Here is a 15,864-nt window from a genome sequence, read left to right as displayed (position 1 = left end):
TTCGATTTCCATTGTTCAAACACCCATTTTCGCTTTCACGCCGATATAGGTTCCATCGCCTTTGCCTTGAAAAATATCCACCAGTTTTTCGCTGCCTGTACCAGAACCGATAAATACTTGGACTCCCAGGGACAAAGCTGTCCGTGCTGCTTCAACTTTTGACTTCATGCCGCCTGTTCCTACAGTCGAGCCGTCTGAAGATGTAGCATCCACTAGTTCATCGGGGATCTCTTGAAGATGAAGGTATTTCTGCGCCTGTGGATTGGTTCTTGGGTTATCTTGATAGATGCCATTGATGTCTGTGAGGATGATTAGAAAATCGGCGAGGACAAGGCCACTGACCAGTGCCGACAGCATATCATTATCGCCAAACGTCAGCTCTTCTACTGACACCGAATCGTTTTCATTGATAATTGGGAGGACGTTTCGTTCCAATAGCTTGGAGATGGTCGCATTGGCATTTTTGTAAAGATCTTTTGTCAGCAGCAATTGTGCAGCAATGATGCTGTGTTTTTTGCATTCGTCTGCGTATGCTTGCAGCAATAAACTCTGGCCTACGGCGGCGGCTGACTGCTTATCAACCACTGTATCCGGACGCGATAAATAACCCATTCCTGTACACCCTGCCGCAACTGCTCCAGATGAAATCAAGATCACTTCGTGGCCATGTTCTTTTAAGCGAGCCAGTGCATCCACATGCTCACGCAGTTTTTCAATCGACAACTTGCCTTGCTCATCCGTCAACGAGCTGCTGCCTATTTTCACAACAATTCTTTTCTTCTCCACATGCAGTCACCACCCGATTTTGATAAATAAAAAACTTCTTCCATTTTATCCAAAAACGGAAGAACCTTGCCTCCATGAAATTATTTCCCTAGTTTTAACCGAATCCGTTTAATAGAGTTATTATGCACTGTTTTGTATTTTAAGTCAATTTAATAAAGTGTTTTTTCCTCTATAAAAGTATTTTATTCTATTCTATATACGATATAAGTGAATAATTATACGGAGTAGTGAAACTTTTAAATGTCTCTTTCTGTTTACTGAGCGTTTTCGAGGGAAGCCTGGAGAATAACGATTGAAATGATTTGATACTAGAAGAAAGTTTGAGTTTGGCGTTAAGCAACAAGAACTTTAGGTAAAAAATCTCTACAGATTCAGCCCAATAAAAAAGCATGGATTCGAAAATCCATGCTTTCATTCTGTGCTTATTTAGAACCCGCGCTCCAGGTCATTCCCCAGTTAAACGCTTTGTCCATTTCCCGGTGCCCGGAAAAATACTCGACTACTTTTTTAACACTCAAGGTTTGATTTTTTTCATTTTCAATTAAGGCAATGGCACACATCCGCTTGCCTTTGCGGTGATCATCCAGCCGAACCTCAACATCCGGTCCATTTTTTTGCTGCAGCGTCACAACTCCGTCCACTTCTGCCCAATTTGCGGCGCCTTCATAAATAAAGGCGTAAACCAGAATCCGCTTGAACTTCATGAGCTGGTCTCCGTTGATTCGAAGATTTTCCCCGCCTTTAGATGTACCCGTCCGGTCATCGTGGTCCAGCGCTACATACGGTAGTTGCTTTAAACTTCCGAAGGCATTGCCAAGCGCCTGGACAACGCCTTTGGAACCATCCTCCAGCTCAAATAGGCAGCCCAAATCCAAGTCTACCGAATTGCTGGCATTTAAAATGGATGACAAAAAGCCGCCGCCGGTTTTTTGTGTCCAGTTCAAATTGACAACGATCTCCCCTAATGGCGAATCGGTTTTGCTGAGGTTGATTTTATCCCCTGCTTTTTTCAGTTCCACTTTCTTCAAATTGACCGCCGCCGGCTTTGGACTGGCTGCTGCTTTCTTTTCAGGTGGAGGCGTTTTGGTGAAGACATCCGCCGGCAGCTCGAGATTAAATTGTTTGCACAACTCTTTGAGGTCTCCCGAAACACTTTGGCCAATGGCTGAAAACTTCCATTCTCCATTGTGCAGGTAAACTTCTCCTGCCAACAGCGTTAAATCAGCATTAAATTCTTTGCCTAAATCAAATCGGCAAAGTTCTTTTTTGGTTTGGCCGTCTTCAATTCTTACGTAAGCGTTTGAAACTTGTCCGAAGCTCTGCTTTTTAGCAGCGCCATCATATATTGTAATCGCAACGGCAACTTTTTTAATGCCGGTCGGAATTTTCTCCAAATCGATCGTCAGCTGTTCGTCATCTCCTGCACCCGCACCTGTACGATTGTCTTTTGTCAGCCTTACCGCTGTTCCGCCGCCAGTCAAATTGTTGTAAAAGACAAGGTTTTCTTTCCCGGAAACGTTTCCTTCTGCATCTACCAGCAACGCCACTGCATCTAAGTCAATTGATGAATCTGTCTGGCTGGTATCCCACCCTAAGCCAATCTTCAATTGCTGCAATCCTGGATGTGTTTTTGTTAAATCCACTTTTTGTCCTTTAACCAATACAACCATCTGTTTTCCTCCTTAAAAAATTATTTATTTTAACTATACTGTAAAATTATCCTATTTCCACTCATTCTATTGCTTTTTTCAAAAACAATCCCACTTGGTTTGACCAAGCGGGATTGTGAGTTTTATTAAAGTGGGCGATAATCTTCTTCCAGCTGCTTCAAGCTTCTGTATTTCAAAATTTGGGCTATATACCACAGCAATACAACCAAGGTGATGCAAGCTCCGATAATCGCAGAAAGCTGATAATCCATGTTCAAGCCTTCTGGTGCATAGAAGATATACATAGATACGACGGCGGTCATGAAAATGGCAGGAACTCCAGCCACCCAATGGAATCTAAAGTTTTTCAATAGATAAACCGCGGCCGTCCACAGCATAAATGTTGCCACCAGCTGATTGGTCCAGCCAACATATCTCCACAGGAACGTATAGTCGATCGTCGCCATGTAAAATGTTGGAACCGCCAGCGGAATGGTCACCAGCAGGATTTTCACTTTGCCATCCATATTAACAAATTTTGCAAGGATATCCGTCAAGATCATTCGGGAAGAACGAAGTGCCGTGTCGCCGGTTGTAATTGGCAGGATAATGACCCCGAAGATGGCCAGCAATCCGCCCATCGTACCCAGCAAGGAAATTGAGATTTCATTGACAACACCTGATGGGCCTCCAGCAGCAAGTGCCGCTCCCAGTCCGTCCGTGCCATTAAAAAACGTCATACCCGCTGCGGCCCAGATCAACGCTATGATGCCTTCAATGATCATAGCTCCATAAAAAATCTTCCGGCCGTCTGTTTCTTTTTTCATCGTCCGTGCAATGATCGGACTTTGCGTACAGTGAAACCCTGAAATCGCGCCGCACGAAATGGTTACCATCAACAATGGCCAGATCGGCAAGTCACCGGGATGCAGATTCGCAAACGTCAAGTTCGGCATTGGTTTTCCGGAGAACACCAACGCTACAGCCACTGCCACCGCCATAAACAATAAAATCGCGCCCAACAGGGGATAAATGCGGCCAATCACTTTGTTGATCGGCAAAATCGTCGCCAGAATAAAATAGAAGAAAATAATAACTAAAGCTGTCATAAAGTTAAGCGGCGTAATTTGCGCAATCAATTGTGCAGGACCTGCGGTAAAAGCTGCGGTTACAAGCAGCATCAAAACCAGTGATAATCCGTTGATAAATACTTTCGCATTCTTGCCCAGGTATTTTCCGACCAAGGTTGGGAATTGGGCACCACCGTGGCGCATGGACATGACCCCGGAAAAGTAATCGTGCACCCCGCCCGCAAAAATACAGCCTACAACGATCCAGACAAATGCAACCGGACCGTATAAAGCTCCAGCCACCGCACCGTATATCGGGCCAAGGCCGGCGATGTTCAATAATTGGATCAGGTTGCCTTTCCACCAGCTCATTGGCACAAAGTCCAATGTGTCTGTTTTAGAATAAGCCGGGGTCGGGTTGCTGTCATCTACGCCGAATACCCGTTCAATGAATTTCGAATAAAATACATAACCTAAAACTAGCAATGCCAAGGCGGCGAAAAAAGTGATCATATGGCGGTTCCTCCTGATGTCGTGTTGTGAGCATAAATTATGATAACATGTTTTTTCAATATACAAACATAATATTTAGAAAAAACCAAATATACTGTAAAATAACTATATTCATAACTCTCATTTCATTTTTACTGATTTTTTCTACCTATATAGGAATTTTTTCATATGTTTCAATAATATTTTTTAAAAAAATCAAACAAAAACATTATATACATATTAATTTTTAAACCTCAAAACGCGCACAGGCAATATTTCTCCCATGCGCGTTCAGCCTTTTTTAAATTCTCGCTTTCCAAATGCCTTGTATGGTGTCCACTATCGCAGAAATAATGACAATTGCTACGATGCTCCCAATCAGCCAATTAAAAGCAGAGAGACTGCCAAAGAAACCTTCAATGCTTTGGCGAAATGCTTGATTGATTAAATTGGAATTAGTAAAGATGAGCACAAACACCAGCACGGATGTGAGTTGAACAAAGGTGTTGAACAGCGCCAGTTTGTTGGTCCATTGCACAGCCCGCCACTGATAGGCTGCTAACGTGATTTCGAGCACTACGACCAGAATAATCAAGGGCCAATAGGAAACCAGTACCGCCTGATTAAAGACGGGTGTTGTAAATTCCAATCCTCCTCTTTGCCCTTCCTGGTAAATTCCGAGAAGCTTATCCGCATTAAAATAAACGGTTGTCCAAATTGCGGTCCAAATCAGGCTGCCGAATATTTGGCTTTTTGGAATTTTTTTCTCTTTCGAGATATGCGGCCGCTCCGGCAATTCCCTTAAGTCATCTGGTGTCCATTCCTCAAAATTCAGTGCCAGCGGCCGTGTTGATTTTGAATGTTCAGCCCGCTCAACGACCGCCAGTACGAGTGTCAGCCAAAATACCGCTTGAATCACGGTGGTGATGATCCCTGAAATGACTCTTCCAACCAAATTTCCGATGATGGAGAATATCGGCTCTTCTCCAGCTCCAGATGCAATTGTGACCACTAGGACGACAATAGTGGTCACTGTGATAGCAATGGGGAGGACGAGCTTCAGCAGTTCGAGATAAAGATCATAATACCGCGGTCCTATTAAATGCATTGGTCTCTCCGCATACCGACTCGCCGTAACAGCAGGATGGCCCAAGTCTGAAAGAATTTTTTTAGCATCTTGTTCTGAATACCCCTCCGGAAGCATCTCTCCAATCGTTGACCGCAACTCTGCTTCAACTTGGTTACGCTTTTTTTCAGGAAGTCTCCTCATTACTTCCTTGATGTACAGTTCAATCAGCTTCAAGATAAACATCCCCTTCCACTTCTGTATAAAGCTGTTCCGCACCTGAATATGACTATATTTTTTTTCAAACTTCTTCTCTCTTGTTGCGTTTATCATACAACGGAATTTTCATTTTAAGAATAGAATAAGCTAATTTTTTTCTGATTTTTCTGTCTTTTATAGCGACTTTTTACCATGCAAAAACAGGCTCATAAAATGAGCCTGCTGGATTTCAGCTTGTGATTATTCGAAGCTTCTATTGAATTCCAATGCCTCTGTTAATTTTTCGTCCTGGCTGTCATAGACATCGCTGGTGGTGATTGTCATCGAATCGAAGCTGCCGTCTTCAAGAATAAAACCGATATTGCCTCGCTTTGTTTCACCCGCGGCCAGTTCGCCATTCAATTCCTCCAAGTAAATATCATCTTCCCAAATCTTCAGTTCCTCTGCATCTGTCTCCAATAAGGCTACTGGCGCAAAATGCAGCGGTTGATCGGATGTATTGGTGATTTCCACGAACATTTTCACGATTTCAAATTCCTGGTCATGTGTATAGGAGTGGAAAAAATCAATCAAGCTATAGTCTGGCTTGAACTGAAGAACTTTCGATTCTGCTATAGTCAGCTCCACTCCACCTATTTCATAGGTTTCTTTGTCCATGTTCACCGCTTTTGCTGTCGCTTCTCCTTTAGCATCCCGCTTGTGCTGCCCTGTTTCCTGCAGTACGCGATCATCTGTCACTTGCGGACTCGTAACATAGTCTTCGTAATACGCTGGAATCTCATTTTGCATACCAGCAGCTGAAGCTGTCACAGTCGAATTGTCCTGTTCTGAACAACCTCCAAGCAAGAGTGTGGAGAATGCCAATAAACAAAGAGCTTTTTTCATGTCAGTTCCTCATTTCGCTGCTGTTTTACTTGTCGTCTATTTCTACTTTTGCTTTCAGTAAATCAAAGATGATTTTTGCGTGATCTGTATTATCAAGTTGCCCTGCGAACTGATTGCTTGCTGGACCATAAGCATAAACAGGTACATCTTCTCCCGTATGGCCGCCAGTTGTCCAGCCGGTATGCGAACGCTTATCGAAAATCTTTTCGATGGCATTATCGATTTCAATATATTCACCGTCCGCTGCCGCTGTTTTCACAGCATCCACTTCTTCCGTGGTCAGGTCAAGGTCAATATACTCGCTCAAGATTTCTTCCACGCCAGCGCCTTCAACGATTTGTTGAGCCATGAAATCTGGTGTGCGTTTAGCCGCTTTAATCGGCTCGCCGAACCAGTTGTAGATGCCGTCTACTCCAATGGAGAAGCCACCTGTCGAGTGATCAGCCGTTGCCACAACAAGCGTGTTTCCGTCTTCTTCAGCAAACTTAATCGCTGCCTGGAATGCTTTGTCGTAGTCTTCCATTTCGCTCATTGCAGCTACGATGTCGTTGTCATGCCCTGCCCAGTCGACTTGGCTGCCTTCTACCATCAGGAAGAAGCCTTCTTCGTCTTCAGACAACCGATCGATGGCCGATTCTGTCATTTCGGCTAATGACGGTGTGCTGTCATCACGGTCAATCATTTTTGGAAGACCGGCTGGTGCAAACAATCCGAGTACTTGCTCGTCGTTATTGCTTAACAACTCATCCCGGTCTGTAATGTAGCTGTACCCGTCTTCTTGGAACTCCTCCGTAAGGTTACGGTCCTTCCGGTCGAACAAATCGACTCCACCGCCCAAAAGAACATCAACTTTGTGCTCACCATTAACCAATTCGTCGTAATAATCGTCTGCAATGGCATTCATGTTTTTCCGCGCAATGTCATGCGCACCGAATGATGCCGGTGTGGCATGCGTGATTTCAGAAGTTGCGACCAGTCCGGTTGCTTTGCCTTTTTCTTTCGCAGCTTCAAGAACTGTTTTTACTTCACTTTCGTCGTTATCTACAGCAATTGCATTGTTATACGTTTTAATGCCAGCAGACATTGCTGTGGCTGCTGAAGCTGAATCTGTGATGTTTTGTGCTGGATCTTCTGGATACGTCGACTGCTGTCCGACCAAATACGAATCAAAAGACATGTCTTCAACCATTTTCGTGGAAGCATCGTCTTTCAAGTAACGATGTGCGGATGTATAAGACGTCCCCACTCCATCACCAATTAAGAAAATAATGTTTTGCACTTCGTCTTTTTTGCCGCCTTTGTTTTTGCCTTTGCCTTGGCTGTGTTCAGGCGCTTTCCCCTGGTTCTTGCCGGTCGCTTGTGCATCAGCGGAAAGAGCAATAGAAGTGATGCCCGTCAGTGCCAATGCAGAAGCTACAGCAATCGGAAGTACCTTTAATCTCATTTTTTTGCGTATCATTTTTTTCCCTCCAGTCAATTGATGAACAAGCTCAGTATAGAATCTGATTGTTAAGCAATGACACGGGGTTTGTTTAGCTTTTGTAAACTGGTAAAAACAGGTATTTTTACGCAATACAAAAAGCCCAGAATAAATTCTGGACTTTTTGGTTATTCCGCAGTTGATGCAGTTGTATTTTTCACAAGGAATATATACGCCAGCAAAGCAATGGAACACATGATGAAAATGACCAAGCCCATTGGAACTGCCGTATTTTCTCCTGCAATCCCGACTAATGGCGCTGTCGCTGCCCCAAGAACAAACGGCAGCAAGCCAAGCAAGGCAGAGGCGCTTCCGGCTACATGGCCCTGGCTTTCCATTGCAAGAGTAAAGGCAGCTGTTCCAACCACGCCAATTGAAGTGATGAAAAAGAAAATCGGAATGACGACTGCCAATAGGGGCCCATCCAGCAAGACCACCGCCAATAATACGGCTCCGGCTGTTGTGGCAGTATAAAGAGCCGTTTCCAAAAATCGTTTTTCAGACCAGACGTGGGAAAAACGGCCAACAGCGTAACTGCCGATAATCAGTCCAATGCCGTTCATGCCGAACAAAAGGCTGAAAGTCTGCGGCGATACGCCGTATACATTTTGATAAATGAAAGGTGTACCCGATACATAAGCGAATACCCCACCGATCAGAAACCCTTGCGCTAATGCATAACCTGTAAACTGTCGATTTTTTAAGATTCCTGCAAAATTGGTGAATGTTGCTTTCAAATTGCTTGGTACGCGTTTTTCAAGCGGCAACGTTTCTTTTAGACGCAAAGCTGAAACCAGCAGCAGGATAATTCCAAGAACCGTCAGCACAAGGAAAATCCCTCTCCAATCTGCAAACAACAACACCCCGCTGCCAACAGAAGGCGCCAGCAACGGCACGAGGTTATGGACAACCATCAACAAAGCGAACAACCTGGTTAATTCGGCTCCGTTGCTGACATCCCGTACGATTGCCCGGGAAATAACCAGGCCGCCGGATGCCGCAAACCCTTGAACAAAACGCAGAAGAACAAATATGTAAATATTCGGGGCAAAGATACAGGCGACTGATGCCAAGATGTAAGCCACGAGGGAAATTAAGAGCGGCTTTCTTCTTCCTTGCACATCGCTAAGTGCGCCAGTGATCAGCTGGCCAAATGCGAGTCCAAGCAAACAAGCAGTTAAACTCAATTGGACAGATGTTGCATTTGTTTCATAGACATCCACTAGAATTGGAAAAGCAGGCAAATACATATCGATCGTAAATGGGATTAAAGAAGTCAGTGCACCCATAAGCAAAATAAATTGGACGCGTTTTAAACCGGTCGAGCTTTTCAATGCTTTACACCCTCTTTCTTTTATAAAAACTATATAAGTTAAAAAAATCTATGTAGACAGTCAATCTAATTCGGTTAGCGAAATATCCACCGGATAACAATACCCATTAACCATAATTAATGCAACCCATATAGCTCATTCCAGAAGTAATTTTTTCTCTCCGTAAAATTTCTGTTTCCTCCCATAATTTAATAACACCTCTCTTTCTTTCCGTATGTTCTCCCTTACCCTCATTTTTAAACTTCAAATTTAATAGCATAGCTAAAAACCCATGGCTATCAGCTTATCTGGAAAGATAAGCCGATAGCCATGGGCTAAAAAATTAATTGGTCGCTGTGGATTTATTTTACCTCTACGGTCCAGCCGAGTGTATCCTCGAGTTTTCCTGTTTGGATGCCCGTGATTGTATCGTATAGCTTTTGCGACAATTCACCAATTTCGTGGTTGTTGATGATCATTTTTTTGCCTTGCCAGTTGAGCTCTCCGACTGGTGAAATGACAGCGGCTGTACCGGTGCCAAACACTTCCTCTACTTGGCCCGCTTCGTATGCTTCGTACAGTTCATCAATAGAAACACGCTTTTCGGTTACGGTGACTCCCCACGTGCCAAGCAACTCGATAATGGACATACGGGTAATGCCTTTTAAGATGCTGCCGTTTAGCTCAGGCGTTACCACTTCTCCATTGATTTTGAAGAAAATGTTCATGCTGCCGACTTCTTCAATGTATTTCTTCTCAACGCCATCCAGCCACAACACATCCGCATTGCCTTCTTTCTTGGCATTGGCTTGCGCCTGGTAGCCTGATGAGTAGTTGCCTGCGGTTTTTGCCATACCGGTTCCGCCTTTTACAGCACGGGTAAATTTATCTTCTACATGAATGACTACCGGCTGAAGGCCGCCCGGGAAATAAGAGCCTACCGGTGACAAGATGACCATGTATTTATAGGTTTGAGACGGTCCAACTGCAAGGTTGGCATCTGTTGAAATGATATAAGGACGGATATATAGGGAAGTTCCCGGTGTTTTCGGCACCCATTCTTTCTCCAGCTTGATTAGTTGCGTCAAATGCTCTAAAGCCTGCTCTTTATCGATTGGTGGAATGCTAAGGCGCTCGCTTGACAGGTTCAAACGCTCAAAGTTCTTTTCCGGACGGAATAATAAGATGCGTCCATCCTCTGTATGATAGGCTTTCATTCCCTCAAAAACCGTTTGGCCGTAGTGAAAAATCATCGCTGCAGGATCTAAGGTAATGGGGCCGTATGGAACAATTTTCGGATCGTACCAGCCTTTTTCGGTATGGTATTCCAGGATGTACATATGATCTGTAAATGTCGTCCCGAATGGCACTTGGTCTTTCGCCGGCTTTTCTTTTTTGCTGTTGTTTTCAATAACTTCAAGCTGATACGTCGTCATTGTCAGGACTCCTTTTTGTAAAAATAATTTTAATTATCAGTAATATGAATAATTATACACGTTCTTGCAGTCCTTTTAAAGCTTCTCTCGCTCTAATTCCGAAATTGCGATAAAAGACCCGTTCTTTACCAAAACAAAAAGACCATTCAGCGAATGATCTCAATAAAATGTGCGAGGATTTTGGCAGTCAGACCCCAAATAACTTTATCCTCGTATATATAAAAATGTTCATCCACTTGACGCGTTCGCCAATTGTAATTTTCTCCTCCAGCAATCAAATCATAAGGAAAGCTTTCCTCCGGCTGGATATCAAAATTGATGCGGTAGACTTTTGGCTCATTTTCTAAGAAAAAAGATAATGGCACGGTAAAGATGCTGTCGACTTCTGGTGGATTTGGAACAAACTCAGCCTCCCGGTCAATAACGCCCGCAAAGGTATAGACGATCATGCCAAAAGGCGAAACAATATAGTCCAATGGAAAAATATCCGAAATTTCGGCTTTGCTTATCCCCAATTCTTCAATTGTTTCCCGGACTGCGGTGTCTTCTTCTGTCTGGTCCTCGTAGTCAATCCTTCCACCAGGAAAACAGATTTCACCGGGCTGGTTTCTTAAGTCGTAAGAGCGAATTTCAAAAAGGACATGAACTTCTCCGTCTTTTTCAATAAGAGGCAATAGGATTGCATATTTTGAAAAATCTTTGTTTCCCAATACATCAGGAATTCGGTTTTTTACTTTTTCCAGCATGCTTTTCGGATCCATCTCAACACCTCATCTCTTTCACTCATTTTACCAAACCCAGCGCAATAATTCCTTTTCGAAAGAGGCAGCTATCGTCGTGCGGCTGAGCCCACCTGCTACATCGTCAAAATTTCCCGTATATCATCAGCGGTCATTGCTTTCAGCGGCTCTTCACCCGACTGGATCACATCGTCAATCAAATTTTTCTTTTTCATCTGGAGTTCATTGATTTTTTCTTCAATGGTGCCTTTGGCAACGAGACGAATCACTTGGACTTCTTTTTTCTGCCCCATGCGATGGGCACGGTCAGCAGCCTGCTGTTCGACCGCTGGATTCCACCAAAGATCATACAAAATCACAGTATCAGCTCCCGTTAAATTCAGGCCGGTACCGCCAGCTTTCAAGGAAATCAAAAACAAATTTCCTTGCCCTTCATTGAAACGGCGGCACATGTCTACCCGCTCTATCGGCGGTGTTTGGCCATCCAGGTAAAAATAAGGCACACCTTCTCTTGCCAATTGATGGCCAATAATTCCAAGCATTTGTGTAAATTGTGAAAACACCAGCACGCGACGGCCGGACAGACGGCATTCCTCCACAAGCTCCATTAACTGATCAAACTTGGCAGATCCGCCATCGTAGCCTTCGACAAACAATGCGGGATGGCAGCACAATTGGCGCAGCCTGGTCAAACCCGCCAAAATCCGGATACGGTTTTTCTGGAAGCTGTCTTTATTCAAATGCTTCAGCGCATCCTGTTTTAGTTCGGCCAAATACGCCGCATATAATTTTTTTTGCTCTTTCTGCAGCTCTGAAAAATGCATCGTCTCAACTTTATTCGGCAGCTCGGTCAACACGTCTGCCTTGATACGGCGCAGGATAAACGGTCGTACGCGCTTCTTGATGCTGTCGCGTCTCATTTCACTGAACAGCCGGCGATTCGGCAACAGCTCTGGAAACACCACATTGAAAATGGACCATAATTCATCCAGCGAGTTTTCAATTGGCGTGCCAGTTAGTGCGAATCGGTGATCTGCCTGAATATCCCTGACTGCTTTAGCTGTTTGCGTCACCGGGTTTTTAAAAGCCTGCGCCTCGTCCAGAAACAAACTGTGGAAGCTTTGGTTTCGGTACAGTACCTGATCCATGCGAAGCGACGGATAGGAAGTGATAACCACATCCAAACCTTTTGTTTTTTGGATGGATGAGGCTCGCTGCGTTTTACTGCCATCAATAACTCCGGCTTTGATGCTTGGCGCAAATTTCGTCAATTCATTCAGCCAGTTGTAGACGAGCGATGAAGGGGCGACCACCAGCACTGGCTGCTGCTGTTTGCGAATTTCCGGCAGCACTGAAACGATAAAGGCAATGCTTTGCAAGGTTTTGCCGAGCCCCATGTCGTCAGCCAAAATGCCACCGAATTTGTACCGGGCCAGCAGTTTGAGCCATCGGAATCCGGCTTCCTGGTAATCGCGCAATACCCCATTCAAACTTTCCGGTATATCCGCAGCCCGTTCGTTTGGTTGACTCAAGTTTTGCAGCAAGTGAGCAAAACTGGCACCTGGATCGAGCAGCTGCCCGTCATCCAATGAAGCGGCTAAATGCAACCCATGGATCAGCGGTACGCGAATTTCCTCTCGCCCAAAATTAGCTGCGGTGACATCCAATTCACGCAAAAAATCGTTTAGCTCCATGAATTCAGCAGTTTCCAAAGACATTAACGTACCGTTAGGGATTCGATAATAGGGACGCTTTTCTTCCAAGGCTTTCAAAATCTTTTTGATTTCTGCTTCCGGCACGTCTCCAAGATCAAAGCGGAACTCCAGCCAATCGGTGCGCTCGCTAATTTCAACTTTTACTTTAGGACCGCCATAGTTTTTTTGAACACGCAGCTTAACGGCTGTCGTCGCGTAAATCTGCATTAGCTCTTCCAGCACCGGAATCACATGGTACAGAAAATGGTATTCCGCTTCTTCATCTTGCATATAAAATCCACCATCGGTTTGTGTAAACACGCTGTCTTTCATGAGCTGGAGAATTTCCTGTTCCTGCTGGCGCTGGCGGCGAATTCCGGGATAATGGCGGAATTCATCTTCTGGTTCTTCACAAGGGTTGATGACCAAATGCCCATAATGGAACTCCACCCCGGCCAGCAGCCGATGTTTAATACGGTCAAGATACAGCTTAGCGCGAAGAGGCGTCTCCACCAGCCGTTCTGCTACTGCATCGGCAATGTGCACTTTTCCTACCCGTTCCAATCCAGGCACAACCGTGGCCATGAAATGATCCATGTCTTCTGCCGGAATGAGCAGCTGGTCAATCGAACCGGGCAGTAATTCTTTCAGTTCTGCCAAACGCCGGGCATCTTCTTCAGCCAAATAGACCAAGGCGCAACCTGCAATAGCCATGTCATATGCTTTTAAAATTAGAACTTCTTCTAATCCTTCCACATCCAGCCGAAACCCACCGGAACGGCTTTGATCAAAATGAAAAGACAGCGGCAGTTCTTTTTCAATGCGGATACCTTCTGTAATCCGTCCTGCGCCGACAAGTTTGACCATAGGCGCAACCTGCAATAAAGGCAGCAGCCGCTCCCAGTCCGAAGCCGCCAAGACCAACAGGCTGGCTTGTTGCCTCTCACCAGTTCCGGCAGTTCGAGTTTTCGCCAAGTAAGAAAGGACCTGTTCACTTTCTTCTTGCAGGCGATGATCTTGCGGCGAATAGTGGAATCCTGGAGATTCAGTATACGCTTCCTCCGTCTTTACCGCCGCCAGAAAATCCCCAACATTCTCTATGGGTTCAAGTTTCTGTATCCCCGCAGCTAGCCTTAAGCCGAACACATAACCCGCTTCCACCAGCAAGACCGGCAAAAGACTAAATTCCACTTGAAGCACTTGCCGCTTGTCAAAATATTGCCGTCTGCCTTTTGTTCCTGCAGTTTGCCGGGCAAACAAATCCAGCATTTTTGCCGTGGGATTTTCACGCTGCTGCATGTCATCAATCGCCAGCAAAACACCGGCAATATGATGGCAATAAGTTTTCACGAAACCGACCGGCGGACAGCTGCAAGAAGCCAAAGTTTCTCCATCGGATTCCTGCTTGACACTGACATGAAATTCATTGCGGCCTGTGACAATGCCTTTCATAAAGCGATCATCATGGGAATCTGGAATCAGTTGAATTTTGCCTGCCTGAATAAAAGCACGACCTTTTTTATAAGCAGCCTGTCCGCATAGTTTTTTTATTTTTGCTTCATTAAGTGAGAAATTCATAAGGCCAGTTCCCTCCTGAGATGCCTGATTTCTGAAGACAGTCCGACAATTCTTTCCGTTCTTTCATTATCTCTGACTGCGTAGCGCGAATCAACTTTGCTCGAGACAAAAGAAAATCCCTTCAACACGAGGTCGAGGAGATTTTCTTTTGGAGTAAAAGTTGATTGTGCAACAAATTAACTACCTTTATTGCACGCTTGCTGATTCTGACTACAAAATAAGTAAGGAGTATGCTTTGAAAACAAATACTTCGCTTCCTTATCAAGCTGTAATGATACATATAGCAAGAAAAGAGCGAAAAGCGCCTACATACACCTTTTGAAGAGTTGAAAAATAGATACTTCTGGTTCAACCCGTATTGCCCGCAGGAGACTTCTCAATGTCCGGAATATGGCTCTTGATCGCTTCAATGGCTTCTTCCAGGTTTTGGACTCGCAGCACCTTTTTCTGTGTATCCGGGTATTGAAGGTTGGTGTGCTTGTAGCGGGAATCATAATAATACTCCAACAGCAAGCGGACAGCAGAATCGAATTCGCCGGATTCCAGATCCGATTCGATTTGTTTTGAAATATCTTGCGGCATCCGTGTTTTAATTCGTTGAAAAGCAGCGACGCATTCCGCCTGGTATTCCACAGGGCGATAGTCCGCGATGATTTCTTTGATTCGTTCTTCCATCGGCATTTCGATAATGAACTGAACGCTATTGGCTTTCAGTTCGGTCACCCAATTTGGGATTACCACTTTGCCGATTCGCGAACTTTCCGCCTCGAACAGCACGAACGGCGACTTTTCAAGTTCCCGAAATTGCTGGACAAACAGCGAATCGAATTTTTTTTGGTTGTTCGGCTCGACGCCAATGTGACCAAAAATAGAGCCTTTGTGATTGGCCAAACCTTCCAAATCGATAACAGGGTAGCCTTGTTTTTCCAGTGCTTTTAAAATTCTTGTTTTTCCTGTTCCAGTTAAACCGTTCAATACATACGCTTTAAACGGCGCTTCCGGCTGCTCCAGTTGATTAATCACCCATCTTCGGTATTCACGGATCCCGCCTTCCAGCCGGCTGACATGAACATCCATTAAGGACAGCAACGTAGCAGTAGTGCGGCTGCGCATTCCGCCCCGCCAGCAAAACACCGTTTTATTGCCTTCAATTTCTTTAAACTGCTGAACAAATGCCGGCAGTTTGGCGGAAATGATTTCAAGGCCGCGTGCTTTAGCCGCCTCGACACTTACTTGTTTGTAGAGCGTGCCGATCTCTGCACGTTCTGCATCATCGAAAAACGGGATGTTGACGCTATTCGGAATTGAAAAATTTTGAAATTCAGAGGGCGATCTGACATCGATCAGCACCATTTTCTTTTCTTCACTTAAAGGAATCAATTCTTTTACTGTGATATCATTGAACATCCAATTTCCTCCAAACACGCACTTGTTTTAACTATTTTTTAAGTATACA

At 44.7% G+C, this 15,864-nt stretch carries 11 protein-coding genes; all 11 read right to left on the bottom strand.

Translation table 11 applies throughout. The features are described from left to right. Positions 1 to 15 precede the first annotated feature (15 nt). The 11 genes from proB to mnmH all read right to left on the bottom strand — a co-directional run bounded on the left by proB (position 16) and on the right by mnmH (position 15,815). Positions 16 to 786: a glutamate 5-kinase gene (proB, locus tag AC4EG4_RS08825; protein ID WP_490976837.1), complete on the bottom strand. Its 771-nt coding sequence runs from the start codon at positions 784 to 786 to the stop codon at positions 16 to 18. A gap of 422 nt (positions 787 to 1,208) precedes the next feature. After that, positions 1,209 to 2,456, bottom strand: a complete 1,248-nt coding sequence (locus AC4EG4_RS08820; RefSeq protein WP_490987561.1) for a TerD family protein — start codon at positions 2,454 to 2,456, stop codon at positions 1,209 to 1,211. 125 nt (positions 2,457 to 2,581) lie between these two features. Further along, complete coding sequence (locus AC4EG4_RS08815) at positions 2,582 to 4,018, bottom strand: carbon starvation CstA family protein (RefSeq protein ID WP_490987560.1); 1,437 nt, start codon at positions 4,016 to 4,018, stop codon at positions 2,582 to 2,584. 280 nt (positions 4,019 to 4,298) lie between these two features. Beyond that, positions 4,299 to 5,300, bottom strand: a complete 1,002-nt coding sequence (locus AC4EG4_RS08810) for a hypothetical protein (RefSeq protein ID WP_490987559.1) — start codon at positions 5,298 to 5,300, stop codon at positions 4,299 to 4,301. Positions 5,301 to 5,522: 222 nt separating this feature from the next. Continuing rightward, on the bottom strand, positions 5,523 to 6,167 hold the full coding sequence (locus AC4EG4_RS08805; protein ID WP_490987558.1) for a DUF4352 domain-containing protein: 645 nt from the start codon (positions 6,165 to 6,167) through the stop codon (positions 5,523 to 5,525). Between the two features lie 25 nt (positions 6,168 to 6,192). After that, positions 6,193 to 7,626 carry an alkaline phosphatase gene (locus AC4EG4_RS08800; RefSeq protein WP_490987557.1) on the bottom strand — a complete coding sequence of 478 codons (1,434 nt, stop codon included), beginning with the start codon at positions 7,624 to 7,626 and terminating at the stop codon, positions 6,193 to 6,195. Between the two features lie 149 nt (positions 7,627 to 7,775). Then, on the bottom strand, positions 7,776 to 8,981 hold the full coding sequence (locus AC4EG4_RS08795; protein WP_490987556.1) for a multidrug effflux MFS transporter: 1,206 nt from the start codon (positions 8,979 to 8,981) through the stop codon (positions 7,776 to 7,778). 341 nt (positions 8,982 to 9,322) lie between these two features. Continuing rightward, on the bottom strand, positions 9,323 to 10,396 hold the full coding sequence (locus tag AC4EG4_RS08790) for a branched-chain amino acid aminotransferase (RefSeq protein WP_490976830.1): 1,074 nt from the start codon (positions 10,394 to 10,396) through the stop codon (positions 9,323 to 9,325). A 146-nt stretch (positions 10,397 to 10,542) separates the two neighbouring features. Then, positions 10,543 to 11,157 (bottom strand): NUDIX hydrolase, encoded by a 615-nt coding sequence (locus AC4EG4_RS08785; RefSeq protein ID WP_490976829.1) that lies wholly within the window; start codon positions 11,155 to 11,157, stop codon positions 10,543 to 10,545. Positions 11,158 to 11,252: 95 nt separating this feature from the next. Then, the gene (locus AC4EG4_RS08780) at positions 11,253 to 14,408 is read right to left on the bottom strand and encodes a DEAD/DEAH box helicase (RefSeq protein ID WP_490987555.1); all 3,156 of its coding nucleotides are present in this window, start codon (positions 14,406 to 14,408) and stop codon (positions 11,253 to 11,255) included. 348 nt (positions 14,409 to 14,756) lie between these two features. After that, positions 14,757 to 15,815: a tRNA 2-selenouridine(34) synthase MnmH gene (gene mnmH / locus AC4EG4_RS08775; protein ID WP_490987554.1), complete on the bottom strand. Its 1,059-nt coding sequence runs from the start codon at positions 15,813 to 15,815 to the stop codon at positions 14,757 to 14,759. Positions 15,816 to 15,864 lie beyond the last annotated feature (49 nt).

The sequence above is a fragment of the Planococcus sp. TJ-201 genome (genome assembly GCF_058268495.1).
This window is presented reverse-complemented; position numbering and strand designations above follow the sequence as displayed.

What these genes read in the sequence shown, in the direction of transcription:
- AC4EG4_RS08815 (WP_490987560.1), bottom strand. Translation starts at nt 4,018, where the DNA reads ATGATCACTTTTTTCGCCGCCTTGGCATTGCTAGTTTTAGGTTATGTA.
- AC4EG4_RS08800 (WP_490987557.1), bottom strand. Translation starts at nt 7,626, where the DNA reads ATGATACGCAAAAAAATGAGATTAAAGGTACTTCCGATTGCTGTAGCT.
- AC4EG4_RS08785 (WP_490976829.1), bottom strand. Translation starts at nt 11,157, where the DNA reads ATGGATCCGAAAAGCATGCTGGAAAAAGTAAAAAACCGAATTCCTGAT.
- AC4EG4_RS08820 (WP_490987561.1), bottom strand. Translation starts at nt 2,456, where the DNA reads ATGGTTGTATTGGTTAAAGGACAAAAAGTGGATTTAACAAAAACACAT.
- mnmH (WP_490987554.1), bottom strand. Translation starts at nt 15,815, where the DNA reads ATGTTCAATGATATCACAGTAAAAGAATTGATTCCTTTAAGTGAAGAA.
- AC4EG4_RS08790 (WP_490976830.1), bottom strand. Translation starts at nt 10,396, where the DNA reads ATGACGACGTATCAGCTTGAAGTTATTGAAAACAACAGCAAAAAAGAA.
- AC4EG4_RS08780 (WP_490987555.1), bottom strand. Translation starts at nt 14,408, where the DNA reads ATGAATTTCTCACTTAATGAAGCAAAAATAAAAAAACTATGCGGACAG.
- AC4EG4_RS08805 (WP_490987558.1), bottom strand. Translation starts at nt 6,167, where the DNA reads ATGAAAAAAGCTCTTTGTTTATTGGCATTCTCCACACTCTTGCTTGGA.